This is a genomic window from Streptomyces sp. NPDC048353, from assembly GCF_055587165.1.
In genome coordinates this window covers 699,372-715,483 of the sequence record NZ_JBVJGU010000002.1, presented here as the reverse complement: position 1 = coordinate 715,483, position 16,112 = coordinate 699,372, and the positions used below count along the sequence as shown (strand labels likewise).

Annotated in this window: 12 protein-coding genes; 5 read left to right on the top strand and 7 right to left on the bottom strand. The window is 73.5% G+C overall.

Features of this window, described 5'->3' with window-relative positions; genetic code table 11:
• Positions 1-123: 123 nt before the first annotated feature.
• From ACZ6RC_RS08670 to helR, 3 genes are all read left to right on the top strand, one after another.
• Positions 124-2,238, top strand: a complete 2,115-nt coding sequence (locus tag ACZ6RC_RS08670) for a serine/threonine-protein kinase (protein WP_469580140.1) — start codon at positions 124-126, stop codon at positions 2,236-2,238.
• Positions 2,220-3,101 (top strand): TIGR04222 domain-containing membrane protein, encoded by an 882-nt coding sequence (locus ACZ6RC_RS08665; protein ID WP_469580138.1) that lies wholly within the window; start codon positions 2,220-2,222, stop codon positions 3,099-3,101. The genes ACZ6RC_RS08670 and ACZ6RC_RS08665 overlap by 19 nt, the downstream gene beginning before the upstream one ends.
• A 199-nt stretch (positions 3,102-3,300) precedes the next feature.
• Positions 3,301-5,442 (top strand): RNA polymerase recycling motor ATPase HelR, encoded by a 2,142-nt coding sequence (helR, locus tag ACZ6RC_RS08660; protein WP_469580135.1) that lies wholly within the window; start codon positions 3,301-3,303, stop codon positions 5,440-5,442.
• Between the two features lie 42 nt (positions 5,443-5,484).
• Here helR and ACZ6RC_RS08655 read toward each other — a convergent pair whose 3' ends face one another.
• The 4 genes from ACZ6RC_RS08655 to ACZ6RC_RS08640 all read right to left on the bottom strand — a co-directional run bounded on the left by ACZ6RC_RS08655 (position 5,485) and on the right by ACZ6RC_RS08640 (position 9,328).
• Positions 5,485-6,930, bottom strand: a complete 1,446-nt coding sequence (locus ACZ6RC_RS08655) for a GntP family permease (protein WP_469580133.1) — start codon at positions 6,928-6,930, stop codon at positions 5,485-5,487.
• Positions 6,931-7,030: 100 nt separating this feature from the next.
• Positions 7,031-7,441, bottom strand: coding sequence for a RidA family protein (locus tag ACZ6RC_RS08650; protein ID WP_469580130.1), 411 nt, complete (start codon positions 7,439-7,441; stop codon positions 7,031-7,033).
• A gap of 10 nt (positions 7,442-7,451) precedes the next feature.
• On the bottom strand, positions 7,452-8,204 hold the full coding sequence (locus tag ACZ6RC_RS08645; protein WP_469580127.1) for an IclR family transcriptional regulator: 753 nt from the start codon (positions 8,202-8,204) through the stop codon (positions 7,452-7,454).
• A complete protein-coding gene (locus tag ACZ6RC_RS08640) occupies positions 8,201-9,328 on the bottom strand; it encodes a sugar kinase (RefSeq protein ID WP_469580822.1) in 1,128 nt (375 codons plus the stop codon). Before ACZ6RC_RS08640 ends, ACZ6RC_RS08645 begins: the two co-directional genes overlap by 4 nt.
• Positions 9,329-9,521: 193 nt before the next feature.
• Here ACZ6RC_RS08640 and ACZ6RC_RS08635 point away from each other — a divergent pair, with 193 nt between their 5' ends.
• Positions 9,522-10,805: an amino acid deaminase gene (locus ACZ6RC_RS08635; RefSeq protein WP_469580124.1), complete on the top strand. Its 1,284-nt coding sequence runs from the start codon at positions 9,522-9,524 to the stop codon at positions 10,803-10,805.
• A 14-nt stretch (positions 10,806-10,819) separates the two neighbouring features.
• On the top strand, positions 10,820-12,439 hold the full coding sequence (locus ACZ6RC_RS08630) for an N-acyl-D-amino-acid deacylase family protein (RefSeq protein ID WP_469580121.1): 1,620 nt from the start codon (positions 10,820-10,822) through the stop codon (positions 12,437-12,439).
• A gap of 65 nt (positions 12,440-12,504) precedes the next feature.
• Here the strand turns inward: ACZ6RC_RS08630 and ACZ6RC_RS08625 are convergent, their stop codons facing one another.
• The 3 genes from ACZ6RC_RS08625 to mptB all read right to left on the bottom strand — a co-directional run bounded on the left by ACZ6RC_RS08625 (position 12,505) and on the right by mptB (position 16,081).
• Positions 12,505-13,671 (bottom strand): DNA gyrase subunit B, encoded by a 1,167-nt coding sequence (locus tag ACZ6RC_RS08625; protein WP_469580118.1) that lies wholly within the window; start codon positions 13,669-13,671, stop codon positions 12,505-12,507.
• Positions 13,672-13,991: 320 nt separating this feature from the next.
• Entirely contained in the window at positions 13,992-14,540 is a 549-nt protein-coding gene (locus tag ACZ6RC_RS08620) for a DUF4262 domain-containing protein (RefSeq protein WP_469580116.1), read from the bottom strand.
• Positions 14,541-14,638: 98 nt separating this feature from the next.
• Entirely contained in the window at positions 14,639-16,081 is a 1,443-nt protein-coding gene (mptB, locus tag ACZ6RC_RS08615; protein WP_469580114.1) for a polyprenol phosphomannose-dependent alpha 1,6 mannosyltransferase MptB, read from the bottom strand.
• Between the last annotated feature and the right edge of the window lie 31 nt (positions 16,082-16,112).

Sequence of the window (16,112 nt, the reverse complement as noted above, 5' to 3'; positions counted from 1 at the left end):
CACCCGTCGATATCGATTCCGTGAACTCCCCGTCCCGGATCCGTCCGGGACGGGGAGTTCCATGGCCGACCCGCCCCTGTCGTGCCACTGTGGAGCGGTACGGGTACCAGGGGGAGGTACGGCATGACGGGGGCGCGCCTGGAGGAGCTGCGCGGGGACGATCCGCCGCGGCTCGGGCAGTACCGGCTGCTGGGCAGGCTCGGTACGGGCGGCATGGGCCGGGTCTATCTCGGGCGCGGCCGGGGCGGACGGCTCGTCGCCGTGAAGACCCTGCTCGCCGAGGGAGTGGTCGGCGAGACCGACCGGCGCCGCTTCGCGCGCGAGGTGGCGGTCGCCCGGCGGGTCACCAGCGTCCACACCGCCCGGGTCCTGGACGCGGACGCCACCGCCGACCGGCCCTGGATGGCGATCGAGTACATCGCCGCCCCCTCGCTCTCCGAGCTGGTCCGCGCCAAGGGCGTGCTGCAGGCATCGGCCGTCCGCTGGGTGGCCGCCGGGACGGCGGAGGCGCTGGTCACCCTCCACCGGATGGGGATCGTCCACCGCGACGTGAAGCCGCAGAACATCCTGCTGCCGGCGGCCGGGCCGCGGCTCATCGACTTCGGCATCTCGCACGCCAGCGACCTCACGCGGACCCAGCTCACCCTGGGGACCATCGCGTTCACCTCGCCCGAGCAGGCGCGCGGCGAGGTGTCCACGGCCGCCGCCGACGTCTACTCCCTCGGCGCCACCCTCTTCCACCTCTCCGTCGGCCGGCCGCCGTACCCGGAGGACGGGGACACGCTGCGGCTGCTGGCCCGGGTGCAGCGCGGCGATCTCGACCTGGGCGGGCTGCCCAAGGAGCTGGCCCCGCTGATCCGGCCCTGCCTGGCGGTGGATCCGGGCGCCCGGCCGGCCCCGGCCGAGGTCCTGGACCAGTTCACCTCCGCGATCGCGGGCCTGCCGAACGCCCCCGGCTCGCCCGCCGGGAACCGGTGGCTGCCGCCGCGGTGGACGGAGCTGATCGGCGCGTACGAGCGTCAGGCGCGCGTCTTCCAGACGGCCGGCTCGGGGGGCTCCCTGGGGCCGGCCGCGGACCAGCGGACGAGCGCGGTCCCGCCGCCCGGCCCGACCCGGGTCCTCCCGGAGGAACGGGCCCGCCGCGAGGCGCAGGCCCGGGCGGAACGGGAACGGGCGGAACAGGCCCGGGCCCGACAGGCGCAGGCCGAGCGGGAGCGAGCGGAACGAGCCGAACGGGAACGGGCCGATCGGGAACGGGCCGAACGGGAACGGGCCGAACGGGAACGAGCCGAGCGGGATCGGGCCGAACAGGCGCGGGCCGCGCGGGAGTCCATGGCGGCGGCCCTGGCGGCCCAGGAGGAGGCCCTCAAGCGGGCCGCCCCGAACCCGCGGCCGGCGCCCGCGAGCCGTCCCGACCGCCCGAACCGTCCGAGCGGTCCCCGTGCGGGGGCGACACCGCCGACCCGTACACCGCCCGCCCGTACGACCCCACCCGCCCCACCCACACCCGCACCCGCCCCGAAGAGCGGCGGGGGCGGAGACGGCTGGTTCTGGCTCGTCCTGCTCGCCGTCATCGCGTTCTTCGTCTACCAGGCGAACGCCGACGACGACACGGGTTCGACCGGTAGCGGCTCGTCGCCGTCGACGAGCTCCACCGCCACCTACGGCTCCCGCACGACCCCGACGCCCACCGCCACCTACGGCTCCCGCACGACCCCGACGCCCACCCCGGACGCCGAGGACCGCGCCTTCCGGGCCGTCGACACCAGCGACTGCCTCACCGCCTTCGACGACGGCTACGCCTCCTGGTCGACCTCCGTCCCGCAGACGGTGGGCTGTGCGGCCGCCAACGCCTTCCTGCGGGTCACCGCGGCGACCGAGGGCATCGACTTCGCGGACTGCCCGACGGGCACCGGGCGCAGCTACTGGTACCACGCGGGCTCGCGCGCCGCCTTCTCCACGACGCTGTGCGTGGAGCGGCAGTACCGCAAGGGCCAGTGCTTCGTCGCCAAGCGCAGCGGCACCACCATCACGGCGTCCCGCCCGATGAACCTGTGGAACTGCGACGCGGACACGGTGCCGAACGGCTACAACACGGTCCTGCAGATCACCGGCTACCACACGGCGCAGTCGTCCTACCCGGCCGGCTACTGCTCCCGAAGCACCGGCGACCGGAGCGTCTACTGGACGTACGCGGTCGACGGAGGAAGGAACGTGCTGTGTACGACAGCGGTCTGACCGTGCTCCTGCCCGCCCTGGCGGGCGGGGCGTCGGCGTGGATGCTGGTGCGGACCCGACGGGCCGCGGAGCGTGCGCCCGTGGCACCGGCGGAGTGCCCTGACCCGGTCGACCCGGCGGGGATCGCGCTGCTCGCGGGCGGTCCGGCGCGGGTCGCGGACACGGTGCTCTTCGGGATGCACACTGCCGGCGTCCTCGTGCTGTCCGGGAGGAGGACGCGGTGGGGCGAGGGCCGGGCGTACGACGCGGATCCGCTGCGCCGGCAGGTGCGCGCGACGTTCTCGGCGGAGAAGAAGTCGGCCAAGGGCGACGTGGCGTCGAGCCGGCTGCACGAGCGACTGGTCGCCTCGGCGGCCGTGCGGGCGCTGGACGAGGCTCTCGTCGACGACGGGCTGCTCCGCCCGCTAGGTCCGCTGCGCACCTGGCGGTCGGTCTGGTTCCTGCACATGGCGGTCTGCGCCGTGTCGGCGTTCGTGGGGTGGGGGGTGTACGCCTCGGCCGGGGAGGGGACCGCGGCCTGGTGGAACCCCGCCTCGCTGCTCGCGGTGGCCCTGCTGATCGCGGGCTTCTGCCTGTCGCCGTTCGGGCGGTTCACCCCCGAGGGCAGGCTGACCCCCGCGGGCCGCGCGGCCCTGCGGCGGCTGCGGGAGACGCACCGCCACCTCGCCGGGTCCGCCTGGGCCGAGGCTCCCGCCTGCGGTGACGATCACGGGCACGTCGACCCGGACGGGATCGGCGTGGCGCTGTTCGGCACCGGCGGGATACGGGACAAGGGGCTGCGCCGGGCGATCAGGAAGGCCAACGAGCGACCGTCCGGCGGGAGCGGCTGCGGCGGAGGGTGCGGGGGCGGCTGCGGCGGCTGAGGGCCGGAGACCCGGGGGAAAGGCCGTGCGGAGAGGCGGGGCGCCTTCGATCCTGAGGCCGGCGGGAGGGGGCACGGAAGAGTCCGTACTCCTCGCCACTCTCAACTTATAGCGCACAGGGGGGCTTGCGGCAAGGCCCCCGTCGTACCGCAGAATCACTCACCTGTCCCGGAGCCTGCAGAATTGGGTGATTCACGAAGTGCGCGTTTCTCTGTCAGCTTTCGACCTTCCCGACCGTCTCGCGTCCAAGGCCGATCCCGCGCTCATCGCCGACGACGAGCGGCACTTCGCGGCCGTCGCGGAGAGCCTGGAGCAGTCGATCGCCGAGCTGTCGGACCGTCTGGACGCCGCCCGCCGGGCGCCCGGGGGCGTCGGCCGGGAGGCGTTGGAGCGTGACCTGGAGGTGCACCGGCTGACCGGCCGGCTGCGCGCCCTGCGGCGCTTCGGCCTCGACCTGTGCCTCGGCCGGGTCGTCGGCGCGGACGGCTCCGAGCCCGTCTACATCGGGCGGCTCGGTCTCACCGACAGCACCGGGCGGCGGCTGCTGATCGACTGGCGCTCCCCCGCCGCGGAGCCGTTCTTCGCGGCGACCCACGCCCGGCCGATGGGGCTGGCGAGCCGCCGCCGCTACCGCTGGACCGGCGGGCGGGTGAGCGACTACTGGGACGAGGTGTTCACCGCCGACGGTCTCGACCACCACGCCGCCCTGGACGACCAGTCCGCGTTCATCGCCAGTCTGGGGAGCAACCGCTCGGCCCGGATGCGCGACGTGCTCGCCACCATCCAGTCCGACCAGGACGCCGTGATCCGGGCGGGGTCCCGCGGCGCCCTCGTCGTCGACGGCGGCCCGGGTACGGGCAAGACCGTCGTCGCCCTGCACCGCTCGGCGTACCTCCTCTACTCCGACCCGCACCTCGGTCAGCGTCGCGGGGGCGTGCTGTTCGTCGGCCCGCACCAGCCCTATCTGGCGTACGTCGCCGATGTCCTCCCCAGCCTCGGCGAGGAGGGCGTGCGGACCTGCACGGTGCGGGACCTCGTCACCGAGGGCGCCACGGCGGTGCCCGAGGCCGATCCGGAGGTGGCCCGGCTGAAGTCGTCCGCGCGGATGGTGGGGGCGATCGAGAAGGCCGTCCGCTTCTACGAGTCGCCTCCCGAGGAGGGGATGACGGTCACCACCCCCTGGGCCGATCTCCGGCTGAGCGCCGCGGACTGGGCCGAGGCGTTCCGGGCGGCGGAGGCGGGCGTCCCGCACAACGAGGCGCGGGAGCTGATCTGGGAGGAACTGGTCGCGATCCTGCGGGACCGGCTCGACGCCGAGGTGCCCTCGGACCTGTTCCGCCGGGCGCTGCTGCACGACGAGGAGCTGACCGGGGCCCTCTCCCGCGCCTGGCCGCTCCTCGAAGCGGCCGACCTGGTCGGGGACCTGTGGTCCGTGCCGGCGTACCTGCGGATGTGCGCCCCGTGGCTGTCCCCGGACGAGGTCCGCGCGCTGCGGCGGGCGGACGCGCAGGCCTGGACGGTGTCCGACCTGCCGCTCCTGGACGCGGCGCGGCAGCGGCTCGGCGATCCGGAGGCGTCCCGGCGCAAGCGGCGCCGGGAGGCGTCCCTGGCCGCCGAGCGGGAGCGCATGGCGGGGGTCATCGACAACGTGCTCGCGGCCGACGACGACGGGGAGGGGGCGGTGACGATGCTCCGCGGGCAGGACCTGCGGGACACCCTGGTCGACGAGTCCGCGGCGCCGGCCGCCGACCCGGAGCCGCTCGCCGGGCCGTTCGCGCACATCGTGGTGGACGAGGCGCAGGAGCTGACGGACGCGGAGTGGCAGATGCTGCTGCTGCGCTGCCCCTCGCGGAGCTTCACCGTCGTCGGTGACCGCGCCCAGGCGCGGGACGGTTTCACCGAGTCGTGGCGGGAGCGGCTGGAGCGGGTGGGTCTCGACCGGATCGAGATGGCCTCGCTGACCGTCAACTACCGGACACCGGAAGAGGTCATGGCGGAGGCCGAGCCGGTCATCCGCGCCGCGCTGCCGGACGCGAACGTGCCGGCGTCCATCCGCAGCAGCGGCGTGCCCGTCCACCACGGGCGGGTCGCGGAGCGGGACGGGATCCTGGCGGCGTGGCTGGCCGAGCACGCCGACGGGACCGCCTGTGTCATCGGCGATCCCGCCTTCCGGCCGGCCTCGCCGCGGGTCCGGTCCCTGACCCCATCGCTGGCGAAGGGCCTGGAGTTCGACCTGGTGGTCCTCGTGGACCCGGAGGCGTTCGGGACGGGGGTGGCGGGAGCGGTCGACCGTTACGTGGCCATGACCCGGGCGACCCAGCGGCTGGTGGTCCTCACCTAGAACGGGTGGTTCTCCGGGGAGGCGGCTCCCCGGGGAGCCCCCCTACACCACCAGGCTCAGGGCCGCCGCGACCGCGAAGCCGGCCAGCGAGAGCACCGACTCCAGGACCGTCCAGGACTTGAGGGTGTCCCGCTCCGAGATGCCGAAGTACTTGGAGACGATCCAGAATCCGCCGTCGTTGACGTGCGAGGCGAAGATCGAGCCGGCCGAGATCGCCATGATGACCAGGGCGAGGAAGGCCTGCGAGTGGTCGCCGCCCTCGACCAGGGGCAGCACGATCCCGGCCGTCGTGACGATCGCGACGGTCGCCGAGCCCTGCGCGACCCGCAGGACGAGCGAGATCAGGTAGGCGAGGACGATGACCGGCAGTCCGACGTCGTGGAAGGTGTCGGAGAGCGCCTGGGCCACGCCGCTCGACTTGAGGACGGCGCCGAAGACCCCGCCGGCACCGACCACGAGCAGGATGTTGCCGACCGGCTTCAGCGACGAGGTGGAGACCTGCTCGAGCGAGGTGCGCGACCAGCCGCGGCGGATGCCGAGGAGGTAGTACGCGAGGAGCAGCGCGATCGTCAGGGCGACGAACGGGTTGCCGAAGAACTCGATCACGGACCGGAGGGTCGAGGGGTCGAGCCCGATGGAGGAGAAGGTCGCGGCGAGGATCAGGACGAGCGGGGTGCCGATGATGAGGAGGACGGTGGAGAGCGGGACCGGGGCCTCGGCGACTCCGGTGCGCTCGGCCTCGACCTTCGCCCTGGCCTCCTCGGCGGCCTCCACCATGTCCTGGGGGACCTCGACGAACAGGCGCTTGCCGATCCAGGCGGCGTACCCCCAGGCGGCGAGGACGGCGGGGATGCCGACGAGGACGCCCATCAGGAGGACCCAGCCGAGGGAGACGTGCAGCAGACCGGCGGCGGCGACGGGCCCGGGGTGCGGCGGCAGGAAGGCGTGGGTCATGGACAGGCCGGCGAGCAGCGGCATGCAGTAGAGCAGGATCGACCTGCCGGACCGCTTGGCGGCCGCGTAGACGATCGGCGCGAGGACGAAGATGCCGACGTCGAAGAAGACGGGGATGCCGAAGATGAGCCCGGTGAGGCCCATGGCGAGGGGCGCGCGCTTCTCTCCGAAGAGGCCGAGGAGGCGTGAGCTGAGCACCTCGGCGCCGCCGGAGACCTCGAGTATCGCGCCGAGCATGGTGCCCAGGCCGATGATGATGGCGACGTGGCCGAGGATGCCGCCCATGCCGTTCTCGATGACGGAGGTGGCGGCCGACTTCTGGACCGTGCCGAAGAGTTCGGTGACGGAGAGGCCGGCGGCGAGGCCGACGGTGATCGAGACGGCGAGCAGGGCGACGAAGGGCTGCAGCCGGACCTTGATGATCAGCAGGAGGAGCAGGGCGATGCCGAGGGCGGCGACGGTGAGCAGTCCCGCGGTGCCCGGTATCAGGAGCAGCAGGCCGCCGGTGTGGGGTGGTGGAGCGGTGGGGGTCATGGGGCGGGGGGCCTCGTTTTCGGGTAGGGGGGAGCGCGGCACGGCGTTCCGGTGACGGACGCCGTGCCGTGGAGCGGGTGTTCAGGGAGGGCCGTCCCGGTCAGCCGAGGACCGCGAGGGCGTCGATCTCGATGAGGAGGCCCTGGGGGAGACCGACGTAGACCGTCGTACGGGCGGAGGCGGGGGCCTTCAGGCCCTGCTCCTCGAAGTACTGGTTGTAGATCTCGTTCATCTCGGCGAAGTGGTCCACGTCGGTGAGGTAGACGCGCATCATCATCACGTCGTCCCAGCTCGCGCCGCCCTCCTCCAGGATCGCCTTGACGTTGGCGAAGGTCTGGAGGGTCTGCTCGCGCAGGGTGGGCCCGGCCGGGGTGGGGGCCTGTCCCTCGACGGCGGGGAGGAAGCCGACCTGGCCGGCGACCTGGAGGATGTTGCCCTTCCTGACGCCATGGGAGAACTTCGCCGGCGGGGCGGTGTGGGTGGCGGGGGTGAGGGCGGTCTTCTCGGTCATGCGCTGTCCTTCAGTCCTTGGCGGGGTTGCCTGAGTACTCCCGGCTGATGGTGTCGGCGGTGCGGCGCACCAGGGGGAGCAGGGTGAGGAGTTCCTCGGCCGTGACGACCACGTTGGGGGCCGAGACCGACATGGCGGCGACGACGCGGCCGTCCGCGCCGCGGATGGGCGCGCCGATGCAGTTGATGGACTCCTCGTGGCCACCGAGGTCGGTGGCCCAGCCCTGTTCGCGTACGGTCGCCAGCTCCTTGAGGAAGGCGGTGGCGTTCGGGGTCGAACGGGGCGTGTACAGGGGGTAGTCGAGCTTGGCGGCGACGGCGCGCCGCTCGGGCTCGGGGAGGTCGGCGAGCAGCAGCTTGGCGACGGCGGCGACGGTGATCGCGACGGGCTTGCCGATCCGGGAGTACATCCGGACGGGGTAGCGGCTCTCGACCTTGTCGATGTAGAGGACTTCGCTCTCCTCGTACACCGCGAGGTGGACGGTGTGTCCGATGCGTTCGTTGAGCGCGGTGAGGTGGGGGTGGGCGATCTCGCGGATGTCGAGGTTCTCGACGGCCTCCTGCGCGAGGGCGAAGAGGCGGGCGCCGAGGCGGTAGCGCTGGTCCTGCTGGCGGTAGACGAGCCCGTGCTCGTGGAGGGTGCGCAGCAGGCGCAGGGCGGTGGACTTGTGGACGCCGAGGCGTTCGGCGACCTGCCCGAGGTCGGCGGGGCCCTGCGCGAGCAGCGGCAGGATGCTCAGCGCGCGGTCGACGGTCTGGCTCATGGCGTACGTACCTCCTGGTCCTCCCCCGTCCAGCCGGGGCCGAGGTGAAGTGTCTCCCAGGCGCCGTCGTCGAGTCCGGCCAGCCGGTCGGCGTGCGCGGGCGTCGCGGGCGTCCCGAGGTCGCCGGGGACGGTGAGGGCGGCGGCGGCCATGAGGTGGCCGTGCCGGATCCGTGCCGTCACGTCGAGGCCGCGGAGGGTGGCGGAGAGGAATCCGGCGGCGAAGGCGTCCCCGGCGCCGACGGCGGCGACGACGTCGACGCGGGGGGCGGGGACGGAGGTGACGATGTCGACGGGGGGCGCGGGAGCGGCCGCGGCCGCCGGCCCGGGGGTGCGGTCCGGGCCCGTGCGGGCGCCCCGGCCGCCGGGCGCCACCGGCGCGTGCTGGAACACGTCCACGGGCGCCGCCGGCCCGTGCTGGAACACGTCCCCGGCCTCCGCCGGCCCGTGCTCGAAGACGACCGCACCCGCGCCGCCCCGCTTGACCACGAGGACCGCCGGCTCGGGGAGGATCGCCCGAACCGCGTGGGGACCGTGGACCCCCCAGGCCTCCTCCGCCTCGTCCTCGCCGACGAAGACGAGGTCCGCGGCCCGCGCGAGGTCCAGCAGGATCCGGCCGCCCGCGGCGGGGTCGCGCCACAGTCCGGGGCGGAAGTTCACGTCGAAGGAGACGGCCGGCCGGCCGGCCCGCGGGGCGGTGAGCTCCCGTGCCAGGGCCAGGCAGTCGTCGGAGAGGGCTGCGGTGATACCGGACAGGTGGAGGACCCGCCCGTCCGCGACGGAGTCGTACGGCACCGTCGCCGGGGACATCGTCGAGGCCGCCGATCCGGCGCGGTAGTAGGCGACCTCGTGCGCGGCGGTCGCCCGGTCGGTGGCGGTACGGAAGTAGATCCCGGTCGGCCGCGCGGTGTCCCGTCCGACCGCCGACACGTCGACGCCGTACGCCCCGACGGCCGCCACCAGGTGGTCGCCGAAGCCGTCCGCCCCCACCCGGCTGACCCACTTCGCGCGGTGCCCCGCGGCGGCCAGCGCGCAGGCCACGTTGGACTCGGCGCCTCCGATGGCGCGGGCGAAGGAGGGGACGTCGGCGAGGCGGCCCGGCCGGGAGGGCAGGAAGGTGACCATGGACTCGCCGAGGCAGACGACATCCACGGGTGGCGCGTCCCCGGGCGGGTCTACGGTCACGGTCACGTACGGGCTCCTCGTCGGTCGTCGGCCTCATGGATCCATTGACCCGGCATTGGCCCGGATGTTAGACACCACTAAGCGATATGCGCAATGACTGTTGCACATAATGCAACGCCCTTGAGGAGGCCCCATGCAGCAGCCCACACCCACCCAGCGGCTGGCGGACGAGCGCGTCGACCACCGCTTCAAGGCCCTGCCGCCCGACGCCGAGGGCCTGACCGTCGGCGAGCTGGCGGCCCAGCGCCGCAACCTCTTCACCGGCGGCTTCACCACCCCGGTCCTCGCGCTCTCCGCCGAGTCCGTCGCACACAACCTCCGCCTCCTGGAGACCTACGCCGAGCGGCACGGCCTCGCCTTCGCCCCGCACGGCAAGACCTCCATGGCCCCGCAGCTCTTCGACCGCCAGCTGGAGCACGGCGCCTGGGGCATCACGGCCGCCGTCCCGCACCAGGCGCGCGTCTACCGCGCCCACGGCATCGCCCGGATCTTCCTCGCCAACGAGGTCGTCGACCCGGCCGCCCTGCGCTGGCTCGCCGCCGAACTCGACGCCGACCCCGGCTTCCGGTTCATCTGCTACGTCGACTCCGTCCGCGGGGTCGAGCTGATGGACGCGGCCCTCACCGAGGCGGCCGCCCACCGCCCCGTCGACGTCGTCGTGGAGCTGGGCGCGGGCGACGGGGCGCGCACCGGAGCCCGTACGGAGGCCGACTGCACGGCCGTCGCCGACGCCGTCGCCGCGAGCACCACCCTGCGCCTGGTCGGCGTGGCGGGCTACGAGGGCGAGGTCCCCGGTGCCACCACCGAGCGGGTACGGGAGTGGCTGCACCGGCTCGTCTCCCTGGCCGCCGACTTCGACAAGGCCGGCCGTTTCCCGCCCGACGTCGAGCAGATCGTGATCAGCGCGGGCGGCAGCGCCTGGTTCGACACGGTCGCCGACGTCTTCGCCGGGATCCCCGAACTCTCGCTGCCCGTCCTGAAACTGCTCCGCTCCGGCGCGTACGTCTCGCACGACGACGGGCACTACCGCAAGCTCACGCCCTTCAACCGGGTCCCCGAGGAGGGCGCGCTCCAGCCCGCGTTCCGCCTCTGGGCGCAGGTCGTCTCCCGCCCGACGCCCGAGCAGGCGTTCGCCAACGCGGGCAAGCGCGACGCCGCCCACGACCTGGACCTTCCCGAGGCGCAGGTCGTCCGCGACGCCCGCACCGGCGAGGTCCGCCCGGCCGACGGCATCACGGTCACCGGCCTGTCCGACCAGCACACCTGGCTCCGCACCGCGCCGGGTGCCGGGATCGAGGTCGGGGACTGGGTGGGCATGGGCCTGTCCCACCCCTGCACGTCCTTCGACAAATGGCAGTCGATCCCGCTGGTCGAGGCGGACGGCACGGTCGTCGACTACATCCGCACCTTCTTCTAGAGGAGCCGGTCACCATGGACCTCGTCATCCGCGACGTGGACGTCATCGACGGCTCCGGCGGCGACTCGTACCGCGCCGACGTCGCCGTGGACGGCGGCCGGATCGCCGCCATCGTCAAGGAGGCCGCGGCGGCGGGCTGCCAGCGCCCCACCGCCCGGCGCGTCCTGGACGCCGAAGGGCTCGCCCTGTCCCCCGGCTTCATCGACATGCACGCCCACAGCGATCTGGCGCTGCTGCGCGACCCGGAGCACACCGCGAAGGCCGCGCAGGGCGTGACCCTCGAAGTCCTGGGCCAGGACGGCCTGTCGTACGCGCCGGTCGACGACCGCACGCTGGCCGAGGTCCGCACGGCGATCACCGGCTGGAACGGCGGCGCGCCCGGGGACACGTCCGTCGACTTCGACTGGCGCACGGTCGGCGAGTACCTGGACCGGCTCGACCGCGGGATCGCGGTGAACGCGGCGTATCTGATCCCGCAGGGCACGGTGCGGATGTACGCGGTCGGCTGGGACGACCGCCCGGCGACCGACGCCGAAATGGACCGGATGCGGCAGCTCGTCGCGGAGGGCATGGAGCAGGGCGCGGTCGGCATGTCCTCCGGCCTGACGTACACCCCCGGCATGTACGCGCCCGACTCCGAACTCACGGAACTGTGCCGGGTCGTGGCGGGGTACGGCGGCTACTACTGCCCGCACCACCGCTCGTACGGCGCCGGCGCGCTCCAGGCGTACGAGGAGATGATCGCCCTCACCCGGGACGCCGGCTGCGCCCTGCACCTGGCGCACGCGACGATGAACTTCGGCGTGAACAAGGGCCGGGCCCCGGACCTCCTGTCCCTCCTCGACGAGGCGCTGGAGCGGGGCTCCGACATCAGCCTCGACACCTACCCGTACACGCCCGGCTGCACGACGCTCGCGGCGATGCTGCCGAGCTGGGCGAGCGAGGGCGGGCCGGAGGCGGTCCTGGCGCGCCTGCGGGACGCGGAGACCTCGGAACGGATCCGCCGGCACCTGGAGGAGATCGGCTCGGACGGCTGCCACGGGGTGCCGATCGAGTGGGACACGATCGAGATCTCGGGGGTGAGCGACCCGGGGCTCGCGTCCTGCGTCGGCCGGACGGTCGCCCAGTCCGCGCGGATGCGGGGTGAGGCGCCCTGGACGACCGCCCGGCGCCTGCTGATCGACGACCGGCTCGGCTCGACGATCCTCCAGCACGTCGGCCACGAGGAGAACGTCCGCGCGATCATGCGCCACCGGGTCCACACCGGCGGGTCGGACGGCATCCTCCAGGGCCTCAAGCCGCACCCCCGGGCGTACGGCACGTTCCCGGAATACTTGGGGAAGTACGTACGCGAGGAGGGCGTCCTCTCCCTGGAGGAGTGCGTGGCCCACCTGACCTCCCGCCCGGCCGCCCGCCTCCGCCTTCCGGACCGCGGCCTGGTCCGCGAGGGCTACGTCGCCGACCTGGTCCTCTTCGACCCGACGACGGTCGCGGCGGGCTCGACGTACACCCACCCGCGCACCCTCCCGGTGGGCATCCCGCACGTCCTGGTGAACGGCACGTTCGTCATCGAAGACGGCAAACGCACCCCGGCCACCCCGGGCCACGCAATCCGCCGGACCCCGCCCTCCTGAACGCCGGGCGACCCCGCTCCCGGACGGGCCGACGCTCCGCCGGGGGCAGGGCTGTTCGCCGCTCCTCAGTCCCGGCAGGCACCTCGGACGATCAGGCCGACGACGGCTGCCGCGCGCTCCGGGTGGTCGCGCAGCCATCGTCCGAGGTGTTCCCGCACGGCTTGTCCGACGCACGCGCGCGCCGAGGAGTTGCCCAGCCCACCGCGCGTGCAGCCGGTGAACTCGGGTTCGTCCAGCTTCACGGACACGACCGCCGTCAGGCCTTCGCCGATCCGGTCGGCGCCGAGGTCGGGATCGGATGCTGCCAGCAGGCCCTGCGCCCGCGCGTACGCGGTCACCGCGGCCGCCACCCCGTCGCGGAAGCCCGCCACATGCGCACCACCCTCGATCGTGGGCCGGCTGTTGGCAAAGCTCCGCAAGCGTTCCTCACGGGAGCCGGACCAGCGCAGGGCCACCTCCATCGCCCCCGCCATGCGCGGGTCCTCGCACTCGAAGGCGACGGTGTCCGGGAGAGCGGCGGCCGCCGGGTGTCCGTCGAGGAAGGCGACGAAGTCCCGCGCCCCGCCCGGGAACCGGAACCGGACCGAACGGGAATCGTCAGGGCGGCGCCGGTCGGTCAGCGAGACGTCCAGGCCCCGGTTCAGGAAGGCCAGTTCCCTGAAGCGTTCCGCCACGTCGTCGAACCGGCACTCCGCGGTTCCGAAGATGTCGGCATCCGGCCAGAAGGTGATGGTGGTCCCACTGTCGGCCGCCGTCCCCGCCTCGGTGAGCGGGGTGACGGCAACGCCACGGGCGTACTCCTGTACCCAGCGAACTCCCGCCCGCCTCACCTCGGCTGTCACCCGGCGCGACAGCGCGGTCACGACGCCCGGCCCCATGCCGCAGTAGCCGAGCGTCACATCGTCGCGGCCCCGGGGCCCGGCCCCGGACCGCATGTGCGTCAGCAGGACTTCCAGCCCGGACACGCCGGTGCCCGCCACCTCGTCGACGGAGACACCCGGCCCGTCATCGGCCACGCGCACGCCGCCGTCGGGCAGGAAGGTGATGTCGAGGGAGGCGGCTCGGCCGGCCAGGATCTCGTTCACCCCCCGGTCGGCGATCTCGTTCACCAGGCGCCACAGACCGCGTTCGCCGGTCGACCCGATGTACAGCCCCGGCCGCTTCCGGACGGCTTCCCACCCCTCCAGTACCTCGATGTGGCTGGCTTCGTACGTGGCGGCTTCCTCGCTCACGCCATCCCCTCCCCTTGGTGCCCGGCGGAAGCTCCCATGCTAGGCAGATCCCGAGAAAACACCAGGTCAGAGCCGCTTTCCCGAAGCGTCAGGCGGGCGGATGAGGGGCGCTACGGAGGGAGCCGACCCCGGGGCCGCAAAGCGCCGCCGGAGCGCACCCGCGGCCCCGCCGAGCCCGCGCACGGCACCGTTCCCGACGGCCCCGCGGCCATCATGTGACCCGCTGTCCGGAAGTGGACAGCGGCGCGGCTTGTGCGCCCTGGCGAAGCGCTCAGCAGTGCGTCGCCCGAGTGCCGAACCACCGCTTTCCGACCAGGGGATCAGAGTTCGGTCGTCCAGATCCCAGCAGGATGGTCACGCGGAGGCAGCCACAACCGAGGCTGTGACTCGCGATGCCTCTCATCTGCCTGCCGATCCCAGTGGAAACGGCCCTCGGTGTCAGGCCACGCGACTTGCAGTACGGGGAGAGGAGGCCGGCGGTAGAACCCGATGGCCTGCCCGAAGAAGGTCCGATACCAACCGCGATCAGCCCGCCTGAGCGCCAGTCGGCAGCCGGCGACAACATCAGGGTGACTCTGGCCGTCCGCCAGCGCCTCACCCGCGGCGGACTTCTCTCCCAGCATGTTGAGGATGCGGTGCATGGTGTGGACATCGAGCCCGAACATGGCGAGTTCAGGCCCACCGTGAGTGTGCGCGAGGCCGACCGTGTAGGCGAAGCCCGGGCCGACCTCGTCTTCGGGAACCATCACGACGTGCCATCCGTGCTGCCGCACATGCTCGATGACCGTCAGATCCATGTGGTCCGCTTCGTCCCGGTCGCCGTAGTCATGGCAGAGGACGCAGCGGCACTCGAACGGATCATCAGTCATGTGCGGAGGGTATGAGGTGAGCAGTCACATCGAGCAACCAGGATCCCTGCCTCGATCGCTCAGCTCCGGTGGGGCCGACACTCCAGTGCTGCCCGGCTTCACAGCCGGCTGGCGGGCGTCCCCTCCGACTGTCCGCCCGCCGAAAGGGCGGCGGCGCCATGGGAACGGCCCCACGGCTCCCTCCGCACCCAGACGAGCCCCGCCGCCAGCACCAGCCCCGCGACCACGAACCCGTACCACGGCGTCGCCCCCGTCGGCGCCGTCTCGTACGCCAGGGCCGCCGAGAGGACAGCGAGCAGTTGCCCCGCGCGCGTGTCCCAGGCGACCGCGGCGACCGCGCAGACACCCCACAGCAGGTACCACGGCTGCACCATCGGTGACAGCGCCACCAGTGCCACCAGCGCCAGTCCCAGCCCCCGCACCGGGTCGATCCGCCCCTTCCACGCCCGCCACGCGAGCGCCAGGATGACCGCCACCGCCGCCAGCAGGCCCAGCTTCTGCACCACACCCTTGACCGGCTCCGGGCCGTCGCCGAACAGCAGCCCGAGACCCAGGCCGATGTCGCTCGTCAGGGAGAGCGCGGTGTGGATCGTCCCGGCGACGCTCTGCGTGCGCAGCCAGCCGAACCCGGTACCGGCCACCACCGTGGCGCCCGCCGCGACCGCCCCCGCCACCAGCCCCGGCAGCACGAGCCCCCGCGCCACGCCCCGTACGCCCCCGTCCCGCCGGGCCACCGTCACGCCGATGAAGAGCAGCGCCACGGCGGCCGGGGACTTGATCATCATGGCGAACCCGACGAGGACGCAGCCGAGCACCCACCGCCCCCGGGTCGCCAGCAGGACCCCGCTCAGCATGAGGCCGATCATGAGCCCGTCGTTGTGCATCCCGCCGATGACATGGATGAGGAGCAGGGGGTTGAGCGCGGCCAGCCAGAGCGCCCCCGGGCCGCCGCCGAGACCCCGCACGGCCCATACGATCAGCGCGAGCGCGCCCAGTGCGATCAGCCGCATGCCGAGGACGGCGGGCACGATCTCGCCGCCGGTGAGCTTCACGACGGCCTGGGCAAGGACGAGGAAGACGGGGCCGTAGGGGGCGGGGGTGTCGGTCCAGTGCCCGCCGACGCTGGCCGCCGCGTCCGCCCCGAGGTCCCCGGGGCCCAGGACCGACGGCCCCGCGCCGTACACGTCGTGACCCTCCAGGACCATGGCGCCCTGCGCGATGTAGCTGTAGACGTCCGCGCTGTGCAGCGGCGGGGCGAGGAGCAGCGGCGTGGTCCACCAGGCGAGGGTGACGAGGACCCGGTCGCGGACCCCGGCCGCGAGGAGCCGGCCGTACCGCCACCAGGCCGCGACGAGCAGGGTGAGTCCGGCGTACGCGAGGACGGTGGCGGCGAGGGTGATCCCGGAGCCCCGGGGCTCCCAGAGGCCCCACGGCTCGCGCTCCGGCAGGGTGCCCGCCGCCAGGCCGCCGACCGCGACGGCCAGCGATCCGGCCGCCCCCAGCCACCGGCATCCGGAGGCGCTCACACGTGAAACCCACATGACGGGTCAATGTAGCCTGACGCGCCGAGCG

Bases quoted from the DNA above. Each gene is read 5' to 3' on its own strand.
- ACZ6RC_RS08670 (WP_469580140.1), top strand. From the start codon at position 124: ATGACGGGGGCGCGCCTGGAGGAGCTGCGCGGGGACGATCCGCCGCGG.
- ACZ6RC_RS08655 (WP_469580133.1), bottom strand. From the start codon at position 6,930: ATGACCCCCACCGCTCCACCACCCCACACCGGCGGCCTGCTGCTCCTG.
- ACZ6RC_RS08650 (WP_469580130.1), bottom strand. From the start codon at position 7,441: ATGACCGAGAAGACCGCCCTCACCCCCGCCACCCACACCGCCCCGCCG.
- ACZ6RC_RS08645 (WP_469580127.1), bottom strand. From the start codon at position 8,204: ATGAGCCAGACCGTCGACCGCGCGCTGAGCATCCTGCCGCTGCTCGCG.
- ACZ6RC_RS08640 (WP_469580822.1), bottom strand. From the start codon at position 9,328: ATGGTCACCTTCCTGCCCTCCCGGCCGGGCCGCCTCGCCGACGTCCCC.
- ACZ6RC_RS08635 (WP_469580124.1), top strand. From the start codon at position 9,522: ATGCAGCAGCCCACACCCACCCAGCGGCTGGCGGACGAGCGCGTCGAC.
- ACZ6RC_RS08630 (WP_469580121.1), top strand. From the start codon at position 10,820: ATGGACCTCGTCATCCGCGACGTGGACGTCATCGACGGCTCCGGCGGC.
- ACZ6RC_RS08620 (WP_469580116.1), bottom strand. From the start codon at position 14,540: ATGACTGATGATCCGTTCGAGTGCCGCTGCGTCCTCTGCCATGACTAC.
- mptB (WP_469580114.1), bottom strand. From the start codon at position 16,081: ATGTGGGTTTCACGTGTGAGCGCCTCCGGATGCCGGTGGCTGGGGGCG.